Annotated in this window: 21 protein-coding genes; 12 read left to right on the top strand and 9 right to left on the bottom strand. The window is 48.9% G+C overall.

The annotated features are described in order from the left end of the window. The first annotated feature begins 84 nt into the window (after window positions 1-84). The gene (locus J7619_RS26400) at window positions 85-726 is read left to right on the top strand and encodes an SCO family protein (RefSeq protein ID WP_291206096.1); all 642 of its coding nucleotides are present in this window, start codon (window positions 85-87) and stop codon (window positions 724-726) included. 89 nt (window positions 727-815) lie between these two features. Beyond that, a complete protein-coding gene (locus tag J7619_RS26395) occupies window positions 816-1,397 on the top strand; it encodes a DJ-1/PfpI family protein (protein ID WP_291206094.1) in 582 nt (193 codons plus the stop codon). Between the two features lie 70 nt (window positions 1,398-1,467). On the opposite strand, the gene J7619_RS26390 is transcribed toward J7619_RS26395, so the two are convergent. Beyond that, window positions 1,468-2,583 (bottom strand): hypothetical protein, encoded by a 1,116-nt coding sequence (locus J7619_RS26390; RefSeq protein ID WP_291206091.1) that lies wholly within the window; start codon window positions 2,581-2,583, stop codon window positions 1,468-1,470. A 421-nt stretch (window positions 2,584-3,004) separates the two neighbouring features. Between J7619_RS26390 and J7619_RS26385 the strand changes: the two genes are divergently transcribed. Next, the gene (locus tag J7619_RS26385) at window positions 3,005-3,904 is read left to right on the top strand and encodes a DMT family transporter (protein WP_291206088.1); all 900 of its coding nucleotides are present in this window, start codon (window positions 3,005-3,007) and stop codon (window positions 3,902-3,904) included. An 18-nt stretch (window positions 3,905-3,922) separates the two neighbouring features. Here J7619_RS26385 and J7619_RS26380 read toward each other — a convergent pair whose 3' ends face one another. From J7619_RS26380 to J7619_RS26370, 3 genes are all read right to left on the bottom strand, one after another. After that, entirely contained in the window at window positions 3,923-4,909 is a 987-nt protein-coding gene (locus J7619_RS26380) for a glycosyltransferase (protein ID WP_291206085.1), read from the bottom strand. Window positions 4,910-5,084: 175 nt separating this feature from the next. Next, window positions 5,085-5,498, bottom strand: coding sequence for a response regulator (locus tag J7619_RS26375; RefSeq protein ID WP_291206082.1), 414 nt, complete (start codon window positions 5,496-5,498; stop codon window positions 5,085-5,087). Beyond that, complete coding sequence (locus J7619_RS26370) at window positions 5,491-7,104, bottom strand: ATP-binding protein (protein ID WP_291206079.1); 1,614 nt, start codon at window positions 7,102-7,104, stop codon at window positions 5,491-5,493. The genes J7619_RS26375 and J7619_RS26370 overlap by 8 nt, the downstream gene beginning before the upstream one ends. 442 nt (window positions 7,105-7,546) lie before the next feature. Here J7619_RS26370 and J7619_RS26365 point away from each other — a divergent pair, with 442 nt between their 5' ends. The 4 genes from J7619_RS26365 to J7619_RS26350 all read left to right on the top strand — a co-directional run bounded on the left by J7619_RS26365 (window position 7,547) and on the right by J7619_RS26350 (window position 9,635). Further along, the gene (locus tag J7619_RS26365) at window positions 7,547-7,906 is read left to right on the top strand and encodes a DUF4180 domain-containing protein (RefSeq protein WP_291206076.1); all 360 of its coding nucleotides are present in this window, start codon (window positions 7,547-7,549) and stop codon (window positions 7,904-7,906) included. Window positions 7,907-7,910: 4 nt separating this feature from the next. After that, window positions 7,911-8,474 (top strand): Crp/Fnr family transcriptional regulator, encoded by a 564-nt coding sequence (locus J7619_RS26360; RefSeq protein WP_291206073.1) that lies wholly within the window; start codon window positions 7,911-7,913, stop codon window positions 8,472-8,474. Between the two features lie 75 nt (window positions 8,475-8,549). Next, on the top strand, window positions 8,550-8,879 hold the full coding sequence (locus J7619_RS26355) for a multidrug efflux SMR transporter (protein ID WP_291206070.1): 330 nt from the start codon (window positions 8,550-8,552) through the stop codon (window positions 8,877-8,879). A 69-nt stretch (window positions 8,880-8,948) separates the two neighbouring features. Next, window positions 8,949-9,635 (top strand): phosphoribosyltransferase, encoded by a 687-nt coding sequence (locus J7619_RS26350; protein ID WP_291206066.1) that lies wholly within the window; start codon window positions 8,949-8,951, stop codon window positions 9,633-9,635. A 185-nt stretch (window positions 9,636-9,820) separates the two neighbouring features. Here the strand turns inward: J7619_RS26350 and J7619_RS26345 are convergent, their stop codons facing one another. Together J7619_RS26345 and J7619_RS26340 are read right to left on the bottom strand one after the other, a co-directional pair. Beyond that, window positions 9,821-11,395 (bottom strand): SusD/RagB family nutrient-binding outer membrane lipoprotein, encoded by a 1,575-nt coding sequence (locus J7619_RS26345; RefSeq protein WP_291206063.1) that lies wholly within the window; start codon window positions 11,393-11,395, stop codon window positions 9,821-9,823. A gap of 20 nt (window positions 11,396-11,415) precedes the next feature. Then, window positions 11,416-14,538, bottom strand: coding sequence for a SusC/RagA family TonB-linked outer membrane protein (locus J7619_RS26340; RefSeq protein WP_291206060.1), 3,123 nt, complete (start codon window positions 14,536-14,538; stop codon window positions 11,416-11,418). Window positions 14,539-14,981: 443 nt separating this feature from the next. Here J7619_RS26340 and J7619_RS26335 point away from each other — a divergent pair, with 443 nt between their 5' ends. The 5 genes from J7619_RS26335 (at window position 14,982) to J7619_RS26315 (ending at window position 19,719) form a co-directional block, all read left to right on the top strand. Then, window positions 14,982-15,545, top strand: coding sequence for a dihydrofolate reductase family protein (locus J7619_RS26335; protein ID WP_291206057.1), 564 nt, complete (start codon window positions 14,982-14,984; stop codon window positions 15,543-15,545). Between the two features lie 206 nt (window positions 15,546-15,751). Beyond that, window positions 15,752-16,231, top strand: coding sequence for a hypothetical protein (locus tag J7619_RS26330; protein ID WP_291206054.1), 480 nt, complete (start codon window positions 15,752-15,754; stop codon window positions 16,229-16,231). Between the two features lie 123 nt (window positions 16,232-16,354). After that, a complete protein-coding gene (locus J7619_RS26325; protein WP_291206051.1) occupies window positions 16,355-17,770 on the top strand; it encodes a PLP-dependent aminotransferase family protein in 1,416 nt (471 codons plus the stop codon). Window positions 17,771-17,888: 118 nt separating this feature from the next. Next, the gene (locus J7619_RS26320) at window positions 17,889-18,758 is read left to right on the top strand and encodes an EamA family transporter (protein WP_291206047.1); all 870 of its coding nucleotides are present in this window, start codon (window positions 17,889-17,891) and stop codon (window positions 18,756-18,758) included. A gap of 10 nt (window positions 18,759-18,768) precedes the next feature. Next, window positions 18,769-19,719 carry a ketopantoate reductase family protein gene (locus J7619_RS26315; protein WP_291206044.1) on the top strand — a complete coding sequence of 317 codons (951 nt, stop codon included), beginning with the start codon at window positions 18,769-18,771 and terminating at the stop codon, window positions 19,717-19,719. Between the two features lie 109 nt (window positions 19,720-19,828). Here the strand turns inward: J7619_RS26315 and J7619_RS26310 are convergent, their stop codons facing one another. The 3 genes from J7619_RS26310 to J7619_RS26300 all read right to left on the bottom strand — a co-directional run bounded on the left by J7619_RS26310 (window position 19,829) and on the right by J7619_RS26300 (window position 23,759). Further along, window positions 19,829-21,847, bottom strand: coding sequence for a choice-of-anchor Q domain-containing protein (locus tag J7619_RS26310; RefSeq protein ID WP_291206041.1), 2,019 nt, complete (start codon window positions 21,845-21,847; stop codon window positions 19,829-19,831). Between the two features lie 181 nt (window positions 21,848-22,028). Next, on the bottom strand, window positions 22,029-22,811 hold the full coding sequence (locus J7619_RS26305; protein ID WP_291206037.1) for a TlpA disulfide reductase family protein: 783 nt from the start codon (window positions 22,809-22,811) through the stop codon (window positions 22,029-22,031). A 102-nt stretch (window positions 22,812-22,913) separates the two neighbouring features. Beyond that, on the bottom strand, window positions 22,914-23,759 hold the full coding sequence (locus tag J7619_RS26300) for an SDR family NAD(P)-dependent oxidoreductase (protein ID WP_291206034.1): 846 nt from the start codon (window positions 23,757-23,759) through the stop codon (window positions 22,914-22,916). Between the last annotated feature and the right edge of the window lie 149 nt (window positions 23,760-23,908).

Here is a 23,908-nt window from a genome sequence, read left to right as displayed (position 1 = left end):
ATATCCTCTTTTTTAAGTTTTTGAAAGGCGTGGCCCCGGGCCATCCGCCCGTCATTTCCCATTTCTTTATCCTCAAAATTTATCATGCGCGTGCATACCCGAAGAATCATCGTCGGTTTGCTGGCAGCGGCTGTGCTGGCTGCCTGTGAAGACCGTAAATTGCCCTATCTGGGAGAACCTCAAACTGTTATCAAAACTGTCGGGGGAAAAACTGTTGAAGAAACGGATTATCCGTCGATTCCGGCGTTTTCATTCATTAATCAGGATAACCGGGTCGTTTCCGAGCAGGATTTCAAAGACAAAATCTATGTCGCGGATTTCTTCTTTACAACCTGCCCGACAATCTGCCCGGTGATGAAAAAGAATATGCTGAAAGTGTATGATGAAGTTAAGGACAATCCGGCCGTCCGCATTCTTTCCCACACCATCGACCCGGAGCATGACACACCCGCGGTGCTGAAAACCTACGCCAACGATCTGGGCGTAAGCAATGCAACCTGGCAATTTGTGACCGGCGATCGTGAGGAGATTTACAATATTGGACAGCGGCATTACCTCATCACCGCGGCTGAGGACGCCAAATCACCGGGAGGATTCCTGCACAGCGGGCATTTCGTGCTGCTGGATAAAGACCGCCACATCCGCGGCATGTACGACGGAACCACCGACGAAGGTACCTACGAGCTCATCCGCGATATCCGGACGTTACTCAAAGAATATGAATAGGAAAATCGGCCTCCGGAGGAACCAGGAGGCCGATTTTCATGTAGCTTTAAGCACAATACAACTTCTTTAATCACTAACCTTAAACCATTATGTCGAAGAAAATTTTGCTGCTGGCAGGGGATTATGTGGAAGACTATGAGGCTATGGTGCCTTACCAGGCCCTGCTTTCTGTCGGGTTTGAAGTAGATACGCTCGCTCCCGATCGCCAAAAGGGCGACACTGTGCCAACGGCCGTGCATGATTTTGTGGGCGACCAGACCTACAAGGAAACGCAAGGCCACCGTTTTGCGATCACCGCCGATTTTGATGGTATCAATCCGGCCGATTATGACGGGCTCTACATCGCGGGTGGCCGCGCGCCCGAATACACACGACTTAACAAGCGTGTGCTGGAAATTACCCGCCATTTCTTCGAGGCTAACAAGCCGGTGGCTGCCATTTGCCACGGGATACAGATACTTACCGCCGCGAAAGTATTGCAGGGGCGTACGCTTACCGCTTATGTAGCCGTAGGTCCCGATATCGAATTGGCTGGCGGAACCTGGAAGAATATCCCCGCAGATCAGGCGGTTGTGGACGGTAACCTCGTTACTTCGCCCGCCTGGCCCGGTCACCCGGCTATTTTGAAAGAGTTTTACAAACTGCTCGGCGTGCAGATCAGCGGTATTTAATGAAGATTTTGAATAGAAAAGCCAGACTTGCGATGCAGGCCTGGCTTTTTTTCGGTTCTGTTATTTCGAATTAAAACTTGAAGGAAACGCCTGCATTGATGGAGTAATCCGCAAATGCAGCGTCGCCGCGGGTGAAAACACCGGTTTTGTCGGAGTATTCTTTGTCGGTCACACTCTGGGTGCGGTTCCGGACGAATGCGACCGGCACCGTAGCGAAGAAGCTGAATTTCTCACCCGAATAGGTAATGCCCGGTTCCACACTCCATACGTAACCGGGACGACGGAAATCGCCGCTGCCGCCAATGAGGTCGTGCACGGGGATACCTTCCAGGCGAGCACCCACCGCGACTGCCCAGCCTTTCAAAATCGGATTAAGCGAATAGCTGAAACCACCACGCGCCATGTACTGGTCGGGTACGCTCATAATAGCTTCGTTGGCAAGGCGCGGCGAGAGCGTTTCGCGGTACGTGCGTACGCCATTCTGCTCGCGCGGGTTCACGAGGTAAAAGAAATTGCCATACACACCAAAGTTGTGAAAGATATTATAGAACGTGTTCAGCTCCACGGTGACACCGGTTCCGCCATCACCCAATTGAATGGACTGGTCCACAGGGCGAAGTTCCTTTGTACCGTTCGGGCCTACGTTGTACCAGTAATCCTGGTAGTTGTAATCGCCGGTAGGCAGCTTAATGCCCAAACCCAGCTGGATATTACCACGATAGCTCTTCTTAGGATCTAAAAGCCAACGGTACGCTGCGATACGCAGGTCGCCGATACCAAACGAATGCATACTGTGCCGCTCGTTGAACTTGTTGGCGCCGTTGACCAACCCGTGTTCATACAGCGAAGAACGGGTGTTTGAAATAACCGGGAGATCGACCATCAACGACCAGCGATCGTTCAGAATGCGCATGATATTGATATCGACCGATGCCGTGTGGTTAATCACCTCGGTGTGTTGGACGAGCCGTTCCTTGTTTTCGGTCGCGCCGGAAAAATGGCGGAATGATTTGAAGTAGCGGCCGCTGGCACTCACCACCCACTGGCTGTGGTTACTGCTGTCGGCGTGCGCGATCATGCAAGCATTACCTGTGCCGCGAATGGCTACGCAGCCTTGTGAAAATGAACGTTGAGTAGCGCAAAGGGTAATGGCCAATGCGGCTGAGATCTGTAAAAGTTTTTTCATTCTGATTGGGGGAATGTTTCTGATGTATTGAGATTTTGCTTTAAAATGAATGCTGCAAAGGTAAATAAAGTCAAAAAAATGAAAATATTGTACAATGATTTCTTGCCCAAAAAAATGAAAAGGCGGCGTTACGTTGATCTTCCGGGCAAATCAACCTACTTTTGCACGACAATTACCCATCTTATGTCCGAGAACAGACTTCTTTTCTGCATTTCGCCTCCTCCGGTAGCCTGAACGGCTTAATGACCGGAATCTATTTTGGTACTTCCTGTTTCTTCGGGAAGCGGTTTTGTTATTCCCTGTTACCATTGTTCACGAAGGTTGTTGAGCCTTAGCCCTTTCGCAGGGTTGTGGTTTACCGGTTTGCGCTGTTTTTCACTGCGCCCGATTTCATGATTAACACCTTTGAACAGACAATACAATGAAACAAGCTTTCATCAAGCTTCATATAGCGATCATTCTCGCCGGGTTTACCGGTATCTTCGGAAAACTCATTACGGTAAATGAAGGTCTGCTGTCGTGGTACCGGATCTGGCTCGCAGGCATTCTGATGCTGCTGATCCTGGCGGCTACCAAAAACCTGGAACGCATATCCTTCCGCGATTTCGTCCGTACTTCACTGACCGGGCTGCTGCTCGGGTTACACTGGATTTTCTTTTACGGAAGCATTAAGTATTCCAACATTTCGGTAGGGGTGGTTTGCTTCTCGCTGGTTGGCTTTTTTACGGCCATTTTCTCTCCGTTGATCAATCGCAAACGTTTCGTGCTTTCTGAGTTGTTGTTGAGCCTGCTCACATTGCTGGGTATCGCACTGATTTTCAGTTTCGATTCGCGGTATCGGATCGGCATTGCGTTAGGGGTGGTTTCGTCGGCGCTCGGCTCCCTTTTTACAATCAACAATGAGCGGCTTGCCCATTCGTTCAAAAGTGAAACGGCCACAGTGTACGCATTGATCGGCGGTGCCATTGCATTGACCCCGCTCATGCCGCTGTACTTTTACTTTTTCCCTGTCGCGACGCTCGTTCCGTCCTGGGCCGACCTGGGTTATCTGCTGCTGCTCGCGTTTTTCTGTACCGTTGTCCTCTACATGCTGCAAACGCAGGTGCTGCGTCGCATTTCGGCGTTCACGGTCAACCTCAGTCTGAACCTGGAACCGGTTTATACGATTATTCTCGCCATTCTGATCTATCACGAAAACAAGGAACTCCGCTGGTCGTTTTACCTCGGACTTGCACTGATCATCCTATCGGTGGTGTTGCAAATGTTGCAAGTGATGCGTGCACACCGGAATACCGGTTCGGTGGCGGCGGAGAGCCACTAGGAGAAGTAAAGCGGGGCATCATTGATTGTGCCCCGCTTCGCTTTTTAGCTGTTGTAATGCTTTATCAATCACGGCTTCTAAGACGCCTGATTTGCCTGCGAATCTGCCGGCTGAAAACCCATTATAGCGCAATGCTTCGGTCATGTCGGTGGTCAAATTGATTTCCGCCTGACGTTTGCTAAAAGCGATACCCTGCGCCTGCAAATGTTCGGCCAGGTACTCCTGCTCCGACTGCCCGGGTGTGGGAATTAGCAATGCTTTTTTGCCGAACATTGCCAGGTCCATTAATGTCGAATAGCCGCTTCTGCAAATGACGAGCCGGGCGCGAGCCAGCGCGTCGGTGAGTTCCTGCGCGCTCGCGTAGGCAGTGTATGTAATATGTGCGGGCAAATGCGCGCGCGACTGTCCGGAAGGATTGCCTGCAATGACATGGAAATGATAACCGACAGCGGACGCGGCCTGTTGAAGGATCTTTTCTTCCAGAATACTCCGCATGGGTTCCGGGCCGGAAAGTAACACGAGGACATTGTGATGCGAACCCACTGCCGAAGCATCCGGCTGGCGGAGTTGGGAAAGCAGTCCAATGTAACGGGAATTGGAAGGAAGTTGCCGGGGGTGCGACAACACACCGGCCAGGCCCCCGTTTTCCGGTTCGTCCACCACCCAGCATTCATCGAATTTTTCGAGTATACGGTAATGCAACCGACGCATCAGTGAGTCTGCTGTCGTGCCGAAGCCCGTTAGTACCTGTAACTGGTGGGTCAGGATCACTGATTTTAACCCGTCAATTTTCAATCCGTAGCGATTGTCGGATATGATGAGGTCAAACTGGTACGTAGCTTGTACTTCGCGGAGCCATTGCCGTTCCCGACGGATTGCTCCCAGGATTTTCGGGATCTGGGCTAATATTTTCAGTACAAAAGTGCCGCCGCTCCGGCTATACGTAATGTTGTAGCCCGGGAGCGTGAGTTGTGGCAGATCGGGGAAATTCTTTTTTAGCAGCACTGCAGTAGCACCTGAGGCCGCTATGGTTACCTCGCATTGTTTTTCAATAAGATGCCGGATGACAGGGATACAGCGCGTAGCGTGTCCCAGTCCCCAGTCCAGCGGCGCTATCAGGATACGGAATGGCAGGGTATATTCAGAATATGGTTACAAAGCAAAAATAGCGAGTCTGGCGTTATTTCTGACCAAGAAATGACAGCACGCGCTCGGTAACGTCTTTGAGGGATGGTATTTGCACAGGCTTCTGAAGGTAATCCATGACGTACCCCGAATCCATAGCCCGGTCGTAATCCTCCATCTCGGAGGAAGAGCTCATCATGCAAATCGAGATGGGTTGAGGGACATCCGGTTTCAGCTTCCCGTATTCGTTCAGGAACTGCCAGCCGTCCAGGATAGGCATATTGATGTCGAGCAGTATCAGTTGAGGGAGTTTCAACGCATCCTCCTTGTGGCTCGTCAGGTAATCCATGGCTTCCCTGCCGTTTTCAAAAAAGATGATTTCCCGGGCTATTTTGGCTTTTTCAATGATGCGTTTCAGCAGGTAAGTGAAGATTTTGTCGTCGTCTACCACACAGAGTATTTCAAGCATTTTCGTTGAATATAATTTTAAATGTAATACCCGCGTCGACCTTACTGAATACCTGAATGTTCCCGCCCTGGGCTTCTATCTGATTTTTTATCAAAAATAAGCCAACTCCGTGAGCATCTTCATGCTTGTGGAAAGTTTTATACAGGCCAAAGATTTTGTCGGCATGAAGGGATAGGTCGATTCCTTTGCCTTGATCGCTGTATTCCAGTACTTTGAGTCCCTTTTCATTGCGGTAGAACCGAAGCTGGATCACCGGACGCTGACCGTCCTTTTTGTATTTGATACCATTGGAAATCAGGTTCATCAGAATGCTTTCCAGGTAAATGCGCGGGAAGACGATCTCGTTCTCCATGAAGTCCATCCCGATTTCCGCCTGGCTGGTGTGCAGGCTTTCATCCAGTACACCCAGCACCTGCTCCGTTACTTGCCTGATATCCAATTTTTCGCCTTCCAGATGGTTATCACGGATCTTGATCACCTGTGACAGGTCGTCGAGGGTTCCGTTCAGGTGCTTGGACACTGTTTTGATCTTCTGAAAAAGCTCCTCATTGTCCTTGGTAAGGGTCGACTCGTCCACAAAATCTGCAAGCAAGGCAATGTTGCTGGAATGGTTACGCAGGTTGTGAGAGAGGATGTGGGTGAAGCTTTGGAGCTGGCTATTCTTTTGGGCCATCTGATCAATCGATTTGACCAGTTTAAGTTCCAGTGTTTTGTATCGGTCAATGTCCATGATAATGCCTCTGATCTTGCTGACCTGCCCGCTGGCATTCAGCGATGGTGTGGCCGAAAAGCGCACCCATTTCCGGGCGCCTGTACCAGTAGTGAGTTGCAGTTCATGGTCCCACGAACTACCGGTTTCTATCGATTCGCGCAGCGCCGCACGGATAATCAACTGATAAGGCTCGGGGAAGAAGCGGAGCAGGTCGGTTTCGTCGTGGATATTCTCTTCGTCGGTTTCCAGGATATGGCCGCAAGTGGCGGTCCAGCGAAACTGCCCCGTGCCCGGGTCGTATTCCCAGCCGCCGAGTTTGCCGACATTGCTTGCAGCGGTGAGCAGGAACTCGCTTTCCGCCAGTTTTTCTTCTACGGCTGTCCGTTCGTCTATTTCCCGTTGCAGATCGGAGACGGACCGGAGCAAGAGCACATTGGGGAAGATTTTGAACAGGTAATAAACCGTTGTCATCGAGATGATCGCCGTGGCGAACCTGACGAGTGCACTGAACCGGTATACGGGAATCCAGAAAATCAATGCGTCGATTAAGTGTGTAGCACCGCAGAAAGCGATGAATGCGACGAAAAGCCAGATCGTTTTCCGGAACGGGAAATCCTTTCTGCTAAGAATGAGCCGGATCAGGAAAACGGGGATCAGGAAATAGGCCGCCCAGATCACGATATCGGAAATAATGTACAGCCAGCCATGGAAATCCGACCACGAACCGCAGTACCAGCGGGCAGGCCATTCCGATTGGCTGAAAATCCCCCGGAAGAATTCCGCTACCTGTTCCGGCATTCCGTGATGGCCCGTTTTCAAGGGTACCGCGCCCGTACGGCAAAGTGGTATACGGTCGTTTGAAATGGCAAGATGTTGCGCAGTTTCCGGGGTCATGGATGCTTAATTAACAGGAGGCGTATTCGAATATTAATGATAAAACTCATGCCAAACAACCGTACATTCTTTTTAGAAATTAGCCTTGCTGGTATCGTAAAAATACTATTCGACGGGATTTGTAAAAATAGTTTTATTGATGAACCGTAATAGCGGCTGAGAGAGTGGGAGAGAAGCTTTTTAGCTGTCGATCAACCTGGCGCTAAGTCTGAATTAATGCCTGCTTGTACACTGATAGATGCAAATAATGGCTGGCGGAACGGCCCATGGGCTTACGGAGTTAGTCGTTGCAACTTGTGCTTTTTATTCTCGGATGCGAAATGAGGGGTTAGAATAAATAATTCAAAATGTAGAAAAAGTTCAAGCATTGTTTGTGCCCGGCGGAGCACTTTTTGACTAATTTAGCATGCCGCCGTAAACCAACCACGCGGTGCTTTTTGCCATGAATATTCAAGTCCATCAACACAACGAAACAGCGATTGCGGAAGTAACATCCGACCAAATTCTTATTCAGACTCCCGACGACGGCCTGCAATTGATGGTAGATTTATACTATCAGGGCTACGGTGAAATGATTTTGCATGAGCAAAATATCACCCCTGACTTCTTCGATCTGAAAACGGGCATTGCCGGCGAAATTTTGCAAAAATTTACTACCTACCGCGTCCGGCTGGCCATTGTAGGTGATTTTGCGCGCTATGACAGCAAAAGCCTGCGCGATTTTGTTTTCGAAAGCAACAAGGGAAGGCAGGTCAATTTTGTATCTTCGGTGGAAGAAGCCCTCGGAAGATTGTCAAGCTAATGCGATGGAAATAGAGGAAATCCTGGAACATTTTCACCCGTTGCCGCCCGCTTCGAAGGCGGCCCTGAAGGCTTGCATTTCGGAGGCCCGTTATCCGAAAGGGCACACGCTTATTCGGTCAGGCAGGGTGGAGAAAACGCTCTATTTCATACGAAGCGGCATTGTGAGGGCCTATTCCGATGCCGATCGCGGGGATGTTACATTTTGGTTCGGGAAGGAAGGCGACGTGGTGATTTCAATGAAAAGTTACGTTTCCGGTCAACCCGGTTATGAGCATGTCGAAACCCTGGAAGCGTGCGACTTGTACCAGATGAAAGCACAAGACCTGGAAATGCTTTTTGCGAGCGATATTCATATTGCCAACTGGGGGCGCAAACTGATCGGCCAGGAGCTGATCAAGACCGAAGAGCGGCTTATTTCCATGCAGTTCAAAACCGCCCAGCAAAGGTATCTCGATTTAATGTCTGCTACGCCCGATCTGCTCCACCGTGTGCCATTGTGCCATATTGCTTCTTACCTCGGGATTACGCAGGTGAGCCTGAGCCGCATTCGCGCGGAGATCAGGTAGAGCACTGCTTTTTTATCATTTGTAAATTTTTTTGTGGATCCGGCTCAGGACCTTTGTATCAAAAAACAAAGTGTTATGAACTGGATTATTTTGATCGTCGCCGGCCTGTTCGAGGTCGGATTTGCCTCTTGTTTGGGAAAAGTCCGGGAAACAAGCGGAAACGAAATGTATTTATGGTTTACAGGATTTATCATTTCGCTGGTGATTAGTATGGCATTGCTACTAAAAGCGACACAAACCCTTCCCATTGGCACGGCTTATGCAGTGTGGACAGGAATAGGGGCGGTGGGTACCGTGCTGGTAGGGATATTGGTTTTTAAAGATCCCGTCAGTTTTTGGCGGATATTCTTCATCAGTACGCTGATTCTCTCCATTGCGGGGCTGAAAATGGTTTCGCAACATTAACGATTACGGTTCCGGCATCGATTTTTACTGGTCCGGTCGTGTGGATTTTTTTGTACAGACGCGAAGCCTATGAACCGAAGCAACGACATCATTTTTGCCGACCGGAAAGATGCGGGAGAGCAACTGGGGCGTTTCCTGACAGCACGTTACAAAAGTGCCGATCCACTCGTAATGGGTATTGCCCGGGGCGGGGTGGAGGTGGCGTATTACGTCGCCCAATGTCTGGAAGCAGATCTGAACATGGTTATTTCCCGGAAATTACCTGTCCCTGGCTATCCGGAGGTGGGTTTCGGTGCCATTGCCGAAGATTTGTCGGTGTACATCGCACCGCGGTTCAGGTCCTCGCTCGAACCGGAGACGATCGGAGAGATCATCGACGAGCAGACGGACGAGGTGAACCGCAGGATCGGAATGTACAAGCATGGAAAACCGCTCCCGGATTTGAGGGGGCGGACCGTCATTATCGTGGACGATGGAATCGCTACGGGTGTAACGCTGGTACCTGTGCTGCGTCTTTGCCGCAATAGGGGTGCCGACCGCGTGATAGTGGCCGTGCCGGTGGCGGGTAACAACTTCGATGCCCACCTGAACGACGCCGATGCATTGGAAATACTGGTTATGCCCGAATGGTTTTACGCGGTAGGGCAAGTGTATGCCTCCTTCCGTGATCTTACGGACGATGAGCTACTGGCCATCGTTCGCAAAGGCGCATACCTGCGATCCGGGTGGGAGCACGTGCGGAGTTTGCATTTTTAGTGTCGTGCCAACATGCCGGAGCCATTCAGGGAAATAGAGCATAAGTGAAAAACAACTCTCGGGTGAGCCTTGGGTGTGTTTAGGCTTGCGTACAGCACATAAAAGAGGCTACCCGAATAATCGGATAGCCTCTATATGATACGTACGAAAATATTTACACGTCAGTATCCGGTATTGCGATATGATTAAAAGTTCGCTTTACCGGTATCCCACCACAGGCGAGTGGCAATATCATCCTTGGCGCCTGTACCCATTTTGGACACTGCATCCGCAACGGCAGCAGTGTTACCATTTCTTTCCGAATTTACAAACGGCATTCTTTTGATCCATTCGGTTGCAGGGATCACACCCCAGTCGTTGTTGCTATCGTTTTTGGCCACGTGAGGGATTTTAGGATAGCCTGTACGTCTGAAATCCACCCAAGCCTCCTGCGTATTGGTGAAGGTGTTGAGGTATTTCTGTGTGATGATCTTTTCCAGTTTCAACTCGTTTGAATCCGCATTGTTCCATGCAACTGTGATGGTAGAAGCAGCAGTGAAGTTGTTGCGCGCGTCGATCGGATCCACATAGCTGATCGGCTTGCTGGTAGCATCCGCCAGGTAAGCGTCTACACCACCTGCGCCCCAATCTGCGAACGAAAGTTTGATGCCTTCTTCATAGTTGGTTTTAGGATCACCAGCACCTGCCCAGCCTCTCAATCCGGCTTCGGCTTTCAGGAATGCCACTTCTGCCGCCGTAAAGTTTCTTCTGGTTTGAACAGTCTGAAAATCTTCGCTTACTTTCGAGAAAGGAACGTGATCGGCTTTCGCTTTGATGTAAGCGCCATTACGTATGCCTTTGTAAGGTACCGAAGGGTGATCGGCGTACAAAGCTGCGTTGGTCATAGGGGCGTAATATTTGGAAATCCGGCCGTCTTTCAAACCTACCATAAACGACTCCATCACAGCTCCCATCCGGGTGTCATCCCATTCGTAGCAAATTTGTGCTACCGGTATTTTGTTTCCATTCAATGAGTTAATAAAGTTGTCTGAATTGGCGGTAATCAAACCGGCAGGATCAGCCAGCGCTTTTTCTCCCTCGGTTTTTGCCATCGCCGGATCCACTTTTGAAATGCGCATAGCCAATCTCAAACGCAGAGAGTTGACGAGCTTTTGCCAGCGTGGAATGCTGCCGGCGTATTGTGAAGGGTCGAATTTTTTGAAACCTCCGTACTCTTTGTTAGCGCCAAAGTCGGTTTGGATAGAATCCAGCTGCTTGAAGAAAAGCGGGTAAAGATCCGACTCTTTGTCGTAAGCGATCGAATTGGCGGTGGTTCCGTATTGGGAATAAATAACCGGTCCGTGTACCCCTGTCAATTTGGAAACCGCGTAAATACGGATCAATTTGGCCCAGGTCGCAAACAGCGGCAGGTTATTATCAGCAGCAAGCTTGATCACCTGCTTCGCCGGAGACATAACGCTGCCATATACACGATCCCAATAGGTATTCCAGCGAATGTAGTAGGTCGTGTTATTTACGTTACCCACGAAATCCGTCGGTGTTCCCATGTAACCCATCCAGTTGTCGGAACAAAGGTCCTCCTCGATCTGGTGACCGTTGAGGTTGAAGATCATATTGGAAAACGGTGAACCTACCAGGTTAAAATCCTGCTTGAGAAGTTCATCTGAAATTTGATATGGATTCTGGTTTGTCTCGACGAAATTGTCGGTACAAGCCGCGAATGCAATCAGGGATACCAGTGCTATAACTATTTTTTTCATGTCAATGACTTTAGAGTTTTTTAGAAAGAAAACTTCAGGTTCAATCCGTAGGATCTTGTGGATGGCAAACCGAACACGTCTGTCGATTGCAGATCGTTGTTGGTGCTCATAGCCTGCTCAGGATCGAAAGGCGCTTTTTTGTAGAAGAAGAACAAGTTCCGGCCTACGAAAGAGATAGAGGCATCTTTGAACACGGTACCCTTGCTTTTAAAGTTGTAGCCTAAAACAAGTTGCCCTAACCGGATATTTGTTCTGGAATACACATAAGGTTCCATGATCTTGTTCCTGTCACCGATGGCAGAATAGTAGGTGTACGGGGCAATGGAGTTAACGGCTGTTCCTTCCGGTGTAACCGCGTTGATAGGTACTGACCCTGCATCTCTCGCTTCCGCCGATCTTTCACTCACGCCGTAAGAATCCAGGAATGCCTCTGTTTTGGAGAATGCAACGCCGCCGAACTTACCGTTAACGAGCACATTCGCGAAGAAGTTGCGATAGTTGAAGTTGTTAGTCCATCCCAAAAGAAGCTTAGGGTTTACATTACCAACCTTTTCTTGTTTGGCTGCTTTTGTAGGAACGCCGTTTTTATCGAGGATAATCTGTCCGGCATCATTGCGTGCGAAATGATACACATAAACGTCATTGAAAGAACCGCCCGCTTTGATAATCGACGCAAAACCCTCGTTGTCGCCGCCCACTTGGTAGTTAGGGTTGGAAGCGATCAGTTCAACAATCTTGTTCTTGTTTTGTGAAGCGTTGACTGTCGTGTTCCAGCTGAAATGATCCGTGCGCACAGGCTCTGCATTCAGCGTTAGCTCAAATCCATTGTTTTCAATCCTTCCCGCGTTGACATAATAGGTTGTATATCCTGAGCCCGAAGGTGCTGCCAATGCAAGGAACTGGTTCGTGCTCACGCCATTGTAATAGGTAAAGTCAAGTCCCAGTTTGTTGTGGAAGAACTTGGTTTCAATACCATATTCATTAGCTACGATTTTTTCCGGTTTCAGGTTGGTAAATGGTACCTGTGTAGGTCTGTTGATACCACCGATACCGCTCGGGCCACCCGCACCGCCAATGCTGCTCAAAGGAAGTACTCTGTTATAAGGTACTTCGTTAGCAGTTTGCGAGAACGAAGCCCGTACTTTCAACAGTGAAATAGCCTGGGGCAAGTCAAGCATCTGGCTGATGATCGCAGATCCACCGATAGATGGGTAGAAGTAGGATTGGTTACCGGTAAGTGCCAGTGTTGAAGCCCAGTCGTTACGTCCCGCCAGATCCAAAAAGAGGAATTCCTTGAACCCGAGCGATAAGTTAGCGAATGCTCCCTGTTTGATGGTATTGCTATAACCAGGGTGGTTGTTGAAAACTACGTTGTAAGGCATGTTCGAGAAGGTGAACACGTTGGGATACTGCAACGACACCGTTCCGTTGTTAACGGTCATACCATCGTAGTATTTGTTCTTCTGGTAGCTAAGACCCGCCAATGCATTCAGACTGAAATCACCCAGACTCTTATTATAGGTCAGGATACCGTCCGTGTAAATGGACTGATCTGTGTACCGTGCGTAGTTCCAGGTGCCGTTCGGGCTCACACTCACAGAGTTACCGCCGGCTGCGTAACGTTTGTCGTCCAAAACATTATTATAGTCAATGTTAGCTCTCACCTCGAATCTCAGGTTCTCTACGATGTCGTAAGAAGCTTTCACATTGGCAATGATCCTTTTGTACGACTGTAATTTCGGGTCCTTGTAAAGTTCCCAGTAAGGGTTGTTCTGTTTCTCTTCGGTGGAATACCAGTTCATTTTATCCATATTCCGCTCCTTGTTGAACACCGCGTAGTTGTCTTTGTAGCTTTGGAAATCGCGGTCTCTTGCAAACAGATACAGGCCCGTCAAAGGGTTGTTGTAATAACCTGCCCCCGGGCGGTTCTTGGATACTTCGGAAGACAGGATTATACCGGAGCTAAGGGTGATCTTGTCTTTCAGCATTTTGGTGCTTTGTCTGAACGAGAAGTTGTTTTTCCGATAGGTATTTGTCGGCATGATACCATTGGAAGAAACATTGGCGTACGAGAAATAGACGCTTGTTTTCGCATTCCCGCCAGTAACGGCCACCGAGTTGGTGAAGGTAGTACCCGTGCGGAAGAAGTCGTTAATGTAATCTTTCTGATAATTGTCCGATTTCACCTCTGTCGTTCCAACCGGTGTCCAGCTGTAATCCCCGCCCACGGTTCCGTAGCGGTACTGAAACTTGGGAAGGCCGGATACTTTTTCCAAAACCGCGCTGGAATTGAAGTCCACCGAAAGTTTACCTTCTTTTCCTTTTTTAGTGGTAATCAAAATTACCCCGTTGGCACCCTGGCTACCATAAAGAATAGAAGCGTTGGCGCCTCTCAGGATGCTGATGCTTTCGATATCGGCCGGGTTGATAGACGAAAGACCGTCACCACCATCTGTTCCGCCATAAGAACCTGGTTGGCCGCCCTTGTTATTCACCATCGGAATACCGTCAATTACATAAAGTGCTTCGCTGGATCCTTGCAAGGATTTGTTTCCCCGGAGTACGGCTCTGGTAGAACCACCCGCACCCGAGCTGCTTACTTTAATATCGATACCCGCTGCTTTACCATTAAGTGCATCCACAAAGTTGGTATTGGCGGCAGCCCTCAATTCTTGTCCGCCGATTTGCTGCGTCGCGTAAGTCAGCGCTTTCTTGTCACGCTGAACACCCAACGCCGTTACAACCACTTCGTCAAGGGTAGCTGCTGATGTTTCCAGGACTACGTCCAGCACACTTTGCGACCCAACAACTACTTCTTTACGGGTGAAGCCGATGGAAGAAAATATCAATATGGTTTGATCATTGGGGACCTCGATGGAGAATTTACCTTCGGCATCCGTGATTGTACCGACTTCGCTGCCTTTGATCACGACCGTTGTGCCTGGCACGGCTTCGCCTTTGTTATCGGTCACTTTACCTGTAACGCCCCTTACAGCGGCTACGGACGCAATCCTGTGGTTCGGTATGCCTCCCGATGTCATCGGGACGGCAAAGGACGTGCCTACGGAAGCCGTAAGCGCGGCAATCTGGTAAATAGAAAGTTTCATCCATTGCGGACACTTTACTTCCTGTTTTCTTTTCATAACTCTGAATGGTTAAATTTTTAGGAAAAATTTGGCATAGAAACTCTGTATCGCCTCCGCGAGGCGACCAGGTGTTGAAGCTCATTAAAGTGCTGACTTTGAGGCTTCTTTTGACGGTGGGACTGATACGTAGAGGGTTAAGGCATAGGCAATACTCGTAATTTTTATTAAAAAGTAATTAAATTATGTGATAAGTGTGTTGAACAGGTAGTTCGTTTTGAAGTTTTTTTAAAAATAGTAATTTTATTGGGTACCTGATGCATTTGCTAGGCGTTTGTTCTAAAAAATTTCATTTTTTTGATTCAGGTAGTTCCCTGAAGGCACATTGTGAAGTATCGTGTCTGTAATTCCCCCCTTATTTGTCCTGAATAGCTACGCGATGTTCTGCTGTATCTGTCTAATTTGGCATTGGTTCAAGGAATGCTCACCAGACATCGGATAATATGGGAAAAATAATTGGAGGGATCAATATGACACTTGACGGGGTCTGCGACCATACGAAGGTGGACCCGGATGAAGAGGTTCATCAGCACTACGAAGACTTGCTGCGCAAGACCGACGCGATTCTGTATGGGAGAATAACTTACCAGCTGATGGAGTTTTGGAAGAGTATCCTGGAAAATCCGACGGGGAATAAGGCCCTGGACGAGTTCGCGGCAGCAATGGATGCAGTTCCCAAGATTGTCTTTTCGCGTACGCTGCACGATGTCGATTGGAAAAGCGCGACGTTGGCAAAAAAGAGCCTCTCAGAAGAGACCCTTGCGCTTGCGCAACAACCGGATAAGCATATTCTGGTGGGTAGCCGAAGTCTGATTATTGAGCTCTTGAAGCTGGGCCTGTTAGATGAATTGCAGCTGATGGTTCATCCCGTCATTGCCGGGGAGGGTTTGACATTGTTTGAAAACATGCACGACAGGGTGCCTTTGAAACTGATCAAAACGAAAACTTTCAACTCCGGCGCGGTAATCCTTTATTATGAACCACTGAAACAGCAGGTCGACCAGTGAAAGTTCTTCATTTCAAACTTCCAACAGGCGCAGGATAACGATACCCTTAGGTGAATCGGGCCGCAAAAAATACTTCGATGTGCCGCAAAATTTTTGATAGCTTAGAGCGATAAATGACAGATCGCTCTTCTATGCTTATTAAATGGGTTAAAATTCTGCTTGTAGTTTGCTTAATGCTGGTGACTATGGGCCTGATGCTTCGTTTCATGAAAGTCACATCGGCGGCATTCAGTTTGGCATTCAACTTTGCGCTGATGTTCTGGGTTTCGATACTTGAAACGCAACTCAAACCCGCGCTCGATTCTTCATATTTTAACGCTTTGCCTTTTGAAACGGAAGGGAAATTGTACCGGATGTTGGGTATAGAATGGTACCGGGCTATTCTGGTCAAAAGCGGATGGGAGAAGTTGAGGCAAAAGGCGACACCCATTAGAAAAAGCCTTCATGACTTTCAGGCCTACGAACGGGCGAGCCGCGTGGCAGAAGCCGGGCATTTAGTGGCGGGAGTCATTGTCTTAATCGTGACAGGCTACGTCGTACTCACTTACTCACTCCGCGGTGCGTTATGGCTGATCCTGTTCAACACTTTCCTGAATATTTACCCCGTGCTATTGCAACGATACATCCGTCCGAGACTGCGGCGAATGATTGAGAAATTGCAAAAAAGCCAACTGGTCAGCCAATAGTATACCGCAGTACCGAGACGGTGCTGGTGTTGAAACAGATCCGGAGATTTAAAGTTGATTTTGAAGTAAAACAGATACAGGCTGTGTTTCTGTAAATTTGCCAGGTGCAGTCACGGACGTTTTATGGCCAAAGAGATACTTTATCTTAAAATTGCGAAGATCCTGGAAGAGCAGATTCTGTCTGAAACGCTGCGGATAGGGGATAAGCTGCCTTCCATTAGGACCATTCAGAAAATCTACGGCGTAAGCCTGAACACCGCAGTCCAGGCGTTTGCTGAGCTTGAAAGCAAGTCACTGATTGAATCGCGGCCCAAGTCCGGATATTTTGTAAGCAAGACCTCACAGAGAAAGCTGGCCCTCCCGTCTGTCAGTACACTTAAGTCCCCGGAAAAAGGGAAAAACACCGACGACCTGATCAGCAGCGTTTTCGACATACTCCGCGACAAAAGTATCAGGCAGTTTTCCCTGGGCATCCCGGACAGCAAGCTGCTCCCGCTTGCCAAGCTGAATAAGGGCGTGATTAAGGCCATGCGGCAACTCGAAGGGAATGGAACCGAATTCGAGGCCACCCAGGGGAGCGTCAACCTGAAACGGAACATTGCCAAATGGTCGCTGGTGCTTGATGGAAAGCTCACTGAAGACGACGTGGTAACCACGACCGGAACCACCAACGCAATCTACCAATGCCTGCTGGCAACGACCCGGCCGGGAGACACGATCGCCACCGAAAGCCCCGTCTATTTTGGAATACTTCAACTGGCGAAATCAATGGGGCTGAATGTGATCGAGCTGCCCACGCATCCGCTGACGGGCGTTGAGATCGATGCATTGAAAAAGGTTATACACAAAATTAATGTCTGCTGTTTTACGGCTAATTTCAGCAATCCCCTGGGCAGCCTCATGCCCGACGAGAACAAGCAAGCATTGGTCGGGCTTCTGACTGATCATAATATTCCGCTGATCGAAGACGACCTGTTCGGGAATCTGTTTTTCAGCGGTACCCGCCCGAAGCCCTGTAAGGTGTTCGACGAGGCCGGACTTGTGATGTGGTGTGGTGGCGTGTCCAAAACGCTGGCACCGGGTTATCGGGTCGGATGGGTTGCACCCGGGCGGTTCAAGGACAAAATTATCCGGCAGAAGCTGGTGCAAACCGTTACGCTTCCCTCGCTGTTTCAGGAGGTGATCGCCGACTTTATGGAATTTGGCGGTTACGATCACCATTTGCGGACATTGCGGCATACCTTACATACGAACTGCCTGAGGTTCCAGCGGGCCATTGAAGACTATTTCCCGGAAAATACCAAAATATCCCAGCCGCAAGGAGGCTTCTTCCTGTGGCTGGAACTGGATAAAGGGGTGGACACAACCGAGCTATATGAGACTGCTTTAAAGCATAAGCTCAGCTTTGCGCCAGGCGGTATGTTTTCTCAAAACAGCAACTTCAATAACTGTATGCGCCTGAATTTCGCATTGCCCTGGGACGGTTCCTTAGAGCAGGATATCAAGCGGCTTGGTAATCTTGTGAAACAAGCTTTTTGAATCTGTATCCCTTAAAAAATCAAAAACTATATCTATTATCATAGAAAACTGCTTTGCTATTTTGCATATATGTGAATCAATCTTTAAGCAGTTCCAATTGAAACCAAAACACCTATTATTGGCTCTTGTCACCGTAACTGCCTGGGGCCTGAACTTTATCGCTATTCATGTCGGGCTGGAAGTGCTGCCCCCGATCCTGTTATGCGCGGCTCGCTTTGCGCTTACTGCCCTTCCGTGGGTTTTCTTTCTTCCCAGGCCGAAGGCGCCGTTCAAGCTAATTGCCGGGTACGGCATTTTTACGTTTGCCATTCAGTTTGGCTTGCTCTTCGGAGGCATGTATCTCGGCCTTCCGGCCGGTTTGTCGTCCCTGGTCATCCAGGTTCAGGTGTTTTTCTCGATGGGGTTGGCGGCCTTATTCTTTCGGGATGTGCCCGGTATCTGGAAAGTCTTCGGAGCGCTGATTTCGTTTACAGGTATCGGTATTGTGGCCAGTCATGTGGATGGAAACACAACGTTCATAAGTTTGCTGCTTACTTTATTGTCCGCGCTTTCCTGGGCAATCGGCAATATTTTTTCTAAGAAAATTGCTGCTCAATCGCCACTGGCCCTTGTTGCCTGGGGAAGCCTGGTCGCTACGCCGGTGATGCTGGCGTTGTCCTATATTTTTGAAGGCCCTGATCTTATCGTCGCTTCTCTGCAAAATGTCTCGACGGATACGATTCTGGCGGTTTTGTACATTGTTTATGTCTCTTCCTTTGTCGGTTATGGTATTTGGGGCTTTATGCTGAACAGTTACCCTACTGCGGTGGTGACCCCGTTTACGCTCCTGGTCCCGGTAGTAGGGCTTGTGAGCACTGCTTTTTTCCTGGGAGAAGAACTGTCGTCCTGGAAGCTGCTGGCTTGTCTGTTCATAATCGCCGGCCTTGTCTTCAATTTGCTCGAAAAGCAGATCCGCGCATTGAGCTCAAAACAACCCAAAGCTGTTTAGCCGGTCCGACATGAAACTTGAAAATGATCCCGGCATAGATCGCTTAGATAGCGTCTATATAATAGGTAACGGAGTAATTGGCAAGGCCCTGGCGGTGGCCTTGTCGCTGAATGGTAAAAACGTAACCATTCTTCGTGGTTCGGTAGATGGGGCGGAAACTTTTCACAAGCGTATTCAGGTAGAAACAGGCAATGGAACATGGGAAGCCGACATTCGGATCAGCTCGATAAGCTGCTTTGAAAGGTTGAATGGCATCATCCTGCTGACCAACAAATCGTTCGGGAATCGTCGGCTGGCCGAAAAGTTGCGGTCCAAAGTCGGGCAGTCGCCGATCGTGTTCCTGCAAAACGGATTGAACATTGAGGACAGTTTTACGGAGCTGGGATTCACTAATTTGTACCGGTGCGTATTGCTCGCTACCAGCCAGGCAGCGGCAGAGGATAAAGTTCGGTTCAGGTTGGTTGCAGCCTCTCCGATCGGGGTTATTAATGGTTCTGAAAAGATGCTGACAAACATCGTAGAACAGTTGACGACCAGCATTTTCTCCTTTCGCGCTGAGCCGGATATACAGCCGGTTATTTGGAAGAAAGTAATCAGCAACTGCCTGTTCAATTCGATTTGCCCGCTCTTGGAAACGGATAACGGAGTATTCAGGCGAAATGAAGCCGCTCTTGAAATTGGGAAAAAAGTAATCCGCGAATGCCTTTCAGTGGCCCGGGAATCAGGGATTCAGCTGACTGAGGATGAGGTGCTTGAAAATGTACTAAACATTAGCGCGCTATCCGATGGTCAGAAGATCTCTACTTACCAGGATATTTTAAATGGACGGGAGACCGAGATCGACTCCATGAACCTGGCGATTGCCGACGCGGCAGAACGTTTGGGAATACCCGTTCCCATTACCTCGCTTTTAGGCACGTTGACAAAAACCAAATCGGAAATTTTCCGCGGCGTCGAATAGTGTGGCAATGCTTGTAATTAACAATTCAGCGAAGAAATATCCCTTTCTTGCTTCATCGCCAGCTAAATTTTTGATCGTAAATGATGATCCATGCCATACGATCGCAACCTCACTGCCTGACGAGTTTCACCACATTACCATCCTCAGTGCTCAGGAGGTAGGTGCCCGACGCGTATTTACCCAAATCAAGGGTGACAGATTGCCCTTTTACCGTGATATTTTCTAAAACAATCCCAGACTTGTTCACCAACTTCAACCGGCTTCCCATATACCGTTTGTCCAACTGAACCGTAACGCTTTCGACGGTAGGGTTCGGGAAAGCTGTTAACTCTGTGTCTTCCATTGCAGATACGCTCAGCATGCGGCTGTAACTATAACTTCCATCCAGATCGGTTTGCTTAATGCGATAGTAGACTTGCTGTAAAACCGGCGTCGGATCTGTAAAGGTATATCCCATCATTCCGTCACCTTTGGCAGCCAGCGTACTTGCGGGCTCGAAGTTCCGTGCATTCAGGCTTCGTTGTACCTCGTAATGTGATACCGATCTTTCATTTACGCGCCAATCCAGTACTACCCGGGAAGTGTCATTCCGGCGGGCCGAAAGCGATATCCAGCTCACTGGCAGCGGGGCTTCGGATGTTTTGACAAAGAAGCCGCTGAAACCGGTCACCTCAAAACTGACCTCCCAACGCTGGGCGCTGCTGTTCCAGACGGTCTCAACATCCGACAGGGTTTCGGGTGTACCGGGATAAGTGTTTGGAAGTCCCGTGCCGTCTGTACTCGTCCCGCCCCGCTTTTCGATGAGCAGGTTGCCGGGTAGGGTAGTGGTGGGGTTGACGACGTTGAAAGCGTCGAAATCCTGCTGGGTAAAATACAGGGTAACCTTTCCGGTAGCGGCCCCATTCGCATCAGCAGGGGTGATTTCATAATGCCGTCTTACATAATGAGCAGGTTGGGTATCTTCAATCCAGACTTTGGCGGTTGCCTCGCCAGCCACAGGATTGCCGCCCATCGACTCCAGCGTGGCCAGCACATTACAATTTTCACCAAAAGTCACGGCGTCATTGTCTGAAACAGACATCGTGATTTGTTGATTGTCAGGATATGGAACCGGGCCGATTGCAGCGATTTGCAATTCATAGGCGCCCATGTCCACCGTGCCTTCATAAATGCGGGGGGTACCATCCAGATCAGCTGTAATGCTGTTGGCGGCATTGTTGCCTGCATTAACAGCGGGTGAGCAGGAGAGCAACCGGTAGTTTTCGCCGGCGGCATTTACAAACTTCGGATCGGTGCTGATGTTGCCCGTGCCGCTCACTACACCGTCTTGTATATCACAATAGGTAATTATGGGTGTTGAACTAGAGTTGAGTATCCCAGCTTGGAGAAGCCTTGCAGTATTAGCCCAGATAATGGTGTTGGTAATGACAGGAGAAGATGCAAAATTATACATCCCGCCGCCAGTGGGACCACTATTACCTACAAAAGTACAGTTGGTAATGACAGGAGAAGATGAATTATTTAACATGCCTGCTCCGCCGCCGCCTGTCCTCACGGTTATTATATTCTTCGAAAAAACACAGTTGGTAATGCCAGGCGAGGCATTATAATTTAGCATGCCGGCACCTAAGGAGTACGCAACGTTATTCGTAAAAGTACAGTTGTTGATCTTCGGAGACGAATAAGCATTATACATCCCGCCACCGCCGTCGTTGTTGATATTTCCGCCCGTAACAATAAATCCGTCCAATACTGCCGCATTGGTCAAGCCATTACTATCATTTGTAATCACCCTGCTGCCATTGCCTTGCAACGTAGCTTTGTTGGCAAGATTCCTTTGGGTGAAATCAGTTTCTGTACCCATAAAGCCGCCGAATATCTTTACACCTTCCTTCATGACAAAGCTTTGCCCACTGGCTGGCTGGTAGGTAGCCTGTGCCACAAAAATGCTGTCGCCGCTTACGGCTGCATCAATAGCGGTTTGAAGATTGGTATAAGCATTCGCCCAGCTAGTGCCGTTATTGGTTCCTGCGGCGTTGAGGCTTACATAACGTACCGCAGCGTTTGTTTCACGGGTATTGAATGTACAAATCAAAAACAGGAGTGCTAAGGTGTAAAGTTTGCTCATGGGGAAGGGGCTTGGTTTTGCGGGTAGAAATCTGACGAACGCATTAAAAGTACCTTCCGGCAGACGAGCTGTTTGTACCTTAAAAAGCGAATTATGTGTCGAATTTTCGCGACAGCTAACTTGCGATTTCCGACTCGTTGAACCCGGTTAAATGAATCGCTACCCTACAAAATAGAGCCCCTTAATTTGCAATGAAATAACCGGCCAACATTTCCTTTAAATCTTTTACATTACTGCAAATGCCCGCTACACGCCCTTGCTTGTCCAGCAGCATATGGGTAGGAAAAGCATTCACGCCCAGCGTGTCCGCGACATAATCCTTCTTATCGCCGACCACGGCATAGTCAAACCTTCTGTTAGTCAAAAATTTTCGCAATGCGGGCTGAGCGTCCAGTGCGATGCTGAGAAAAATAACGTCCTTTCTTGCGCTGTTTTTGGCCACGATGGCATTTAATTCGGGCATTTCGGCGACGCAGGGTTGGCAGCCAATAAACCAGAATTTCACGACCACGAATTTGTCCCGGGTGGTTTTGGAGTCAAAGGCCTGGCCGTCGATGGATTGATAGTTAAACCCTTCAAGAGGTTTCCCGATTTTAAGGAAATCCTTGAAATCACTATACGCTGTGGCACGAAGCTGGTTCCGGATATTTTCTTCGCTGCCGGCATCCAGTTTTTTGAGCTGGTACTGGATAGTCGTATCACCCTGGGTATACTTCAAAACTGCATAATCACCCGTGCTGTATTTTTGCATGAATGAATCGAGCGGCACTACGCGTGTATCGGTGTCGAGCGGGATAAAATGCTTATAGAATTTGATGTTACCGGAATGGTAGCTCCACCAATGCGAGAAGTCGGAAAGCGCATCCTTCGTGCCTGGGGCAGGTTTTCCCAGCTTTGCACGATCCTCCGAGCAGGATAGGCAGCAGGTGAGGAGTAAGAGCAGGATGATTTTCCCAGCATTCATGGGGTTTGGAGGTTGCGTTATTTGATGCTCTAAATATATAAATAAATTATATACATTATACACGCGAGCGCTACCCTGGTCTCCGTACCCGCAATTTGCAGTTTACTCTTCAAAATCGCTATTCGCAGATACCGCTTGCCATCGTTGGAATTCTGAATACCGCTTTTTATAGTACTCATCTACCGCCGGGATTGCCCCTTTTCCGATAAGAAGACGTAGCGGGGGATTCTCACTATTCGTAACTTGCAGCAAACCGGCGGCTAGTTTGGCAGGATCTCCCGACTGCTGGCCGTTCATGTTTTTGAAATGGGCAGCTAATTCATCGCGTAAATGCTCGTATCCATCGACTTTTAAATCTGGCAGCTGCATTGAGGCATTTTCATTGGCAAAATCGGTGCGATATCCACCCGGCTCCAAAATCATGAATCGAATGCCGAATGGTTGCAGATCCAGATTCATCCCCTCCGCCCATCCTTCCAGGGCAAATTTGGAAGCACTGTACACCGAGCCCCCTCTAACAGCTTTAATACCAGATGTAGAGCTAACTACAATTACCAAACCCGATCCCTGCTGGCGCATGAGTGGTAAAATTGCCCGGGTGATGTTCATCGTCCCGAACACATTCGTTTTCATTTGGTGCTGGATCAATTCATCCGACATTTCTTCAAAGTAACCTAACAGCCCGTAACCAGCATTATTTACCAACACATCAATCCTGCCAAATTTGGCAATGGCATCCGAAACAGCCGTTTCTACCTGCTCATTATTCGTAATGTCAAGCTTAACCAATAGTAGGTTGGGATGTTCCCCTAACGTTTGCCTGGCACTTTCGATACTTCTGGCCGTAGCCACTACTTTGTTTCCTTCTGCCAGGGCTTCCTGTACAATGGCTGCCCCGAGACCCTTATTACCCCCCGTAATAAACCATACATTTTGTTTCTCGTTCATAGTTTTTCTAAGTTTATATGTAGAGCTGTTTGTCTGCTACACTCATGTTTTGTTTGCTCTATGGCTGCAAATTTAGGCTGCTTTAAGGGCGATATACCTACACAAATTACGGCATCACCTACCAATTTGCCGGATCCGTGAGCGCCTAT

It is taken from the genome of Dyadobacter sp., assembly GCF_017744695.1.
In the GTDB taxonomy this organism is placed as follows: Bacteria; Bacteroidota; Bacteroidia; order Cytophagales; family Spirosomataceae; genus Dyadobacter.
The sequence above is the reverse complement of the archived record's forward strand: the minus strand, read 5'-3'. Positions and strand labels throughout refer to the sequence as shown.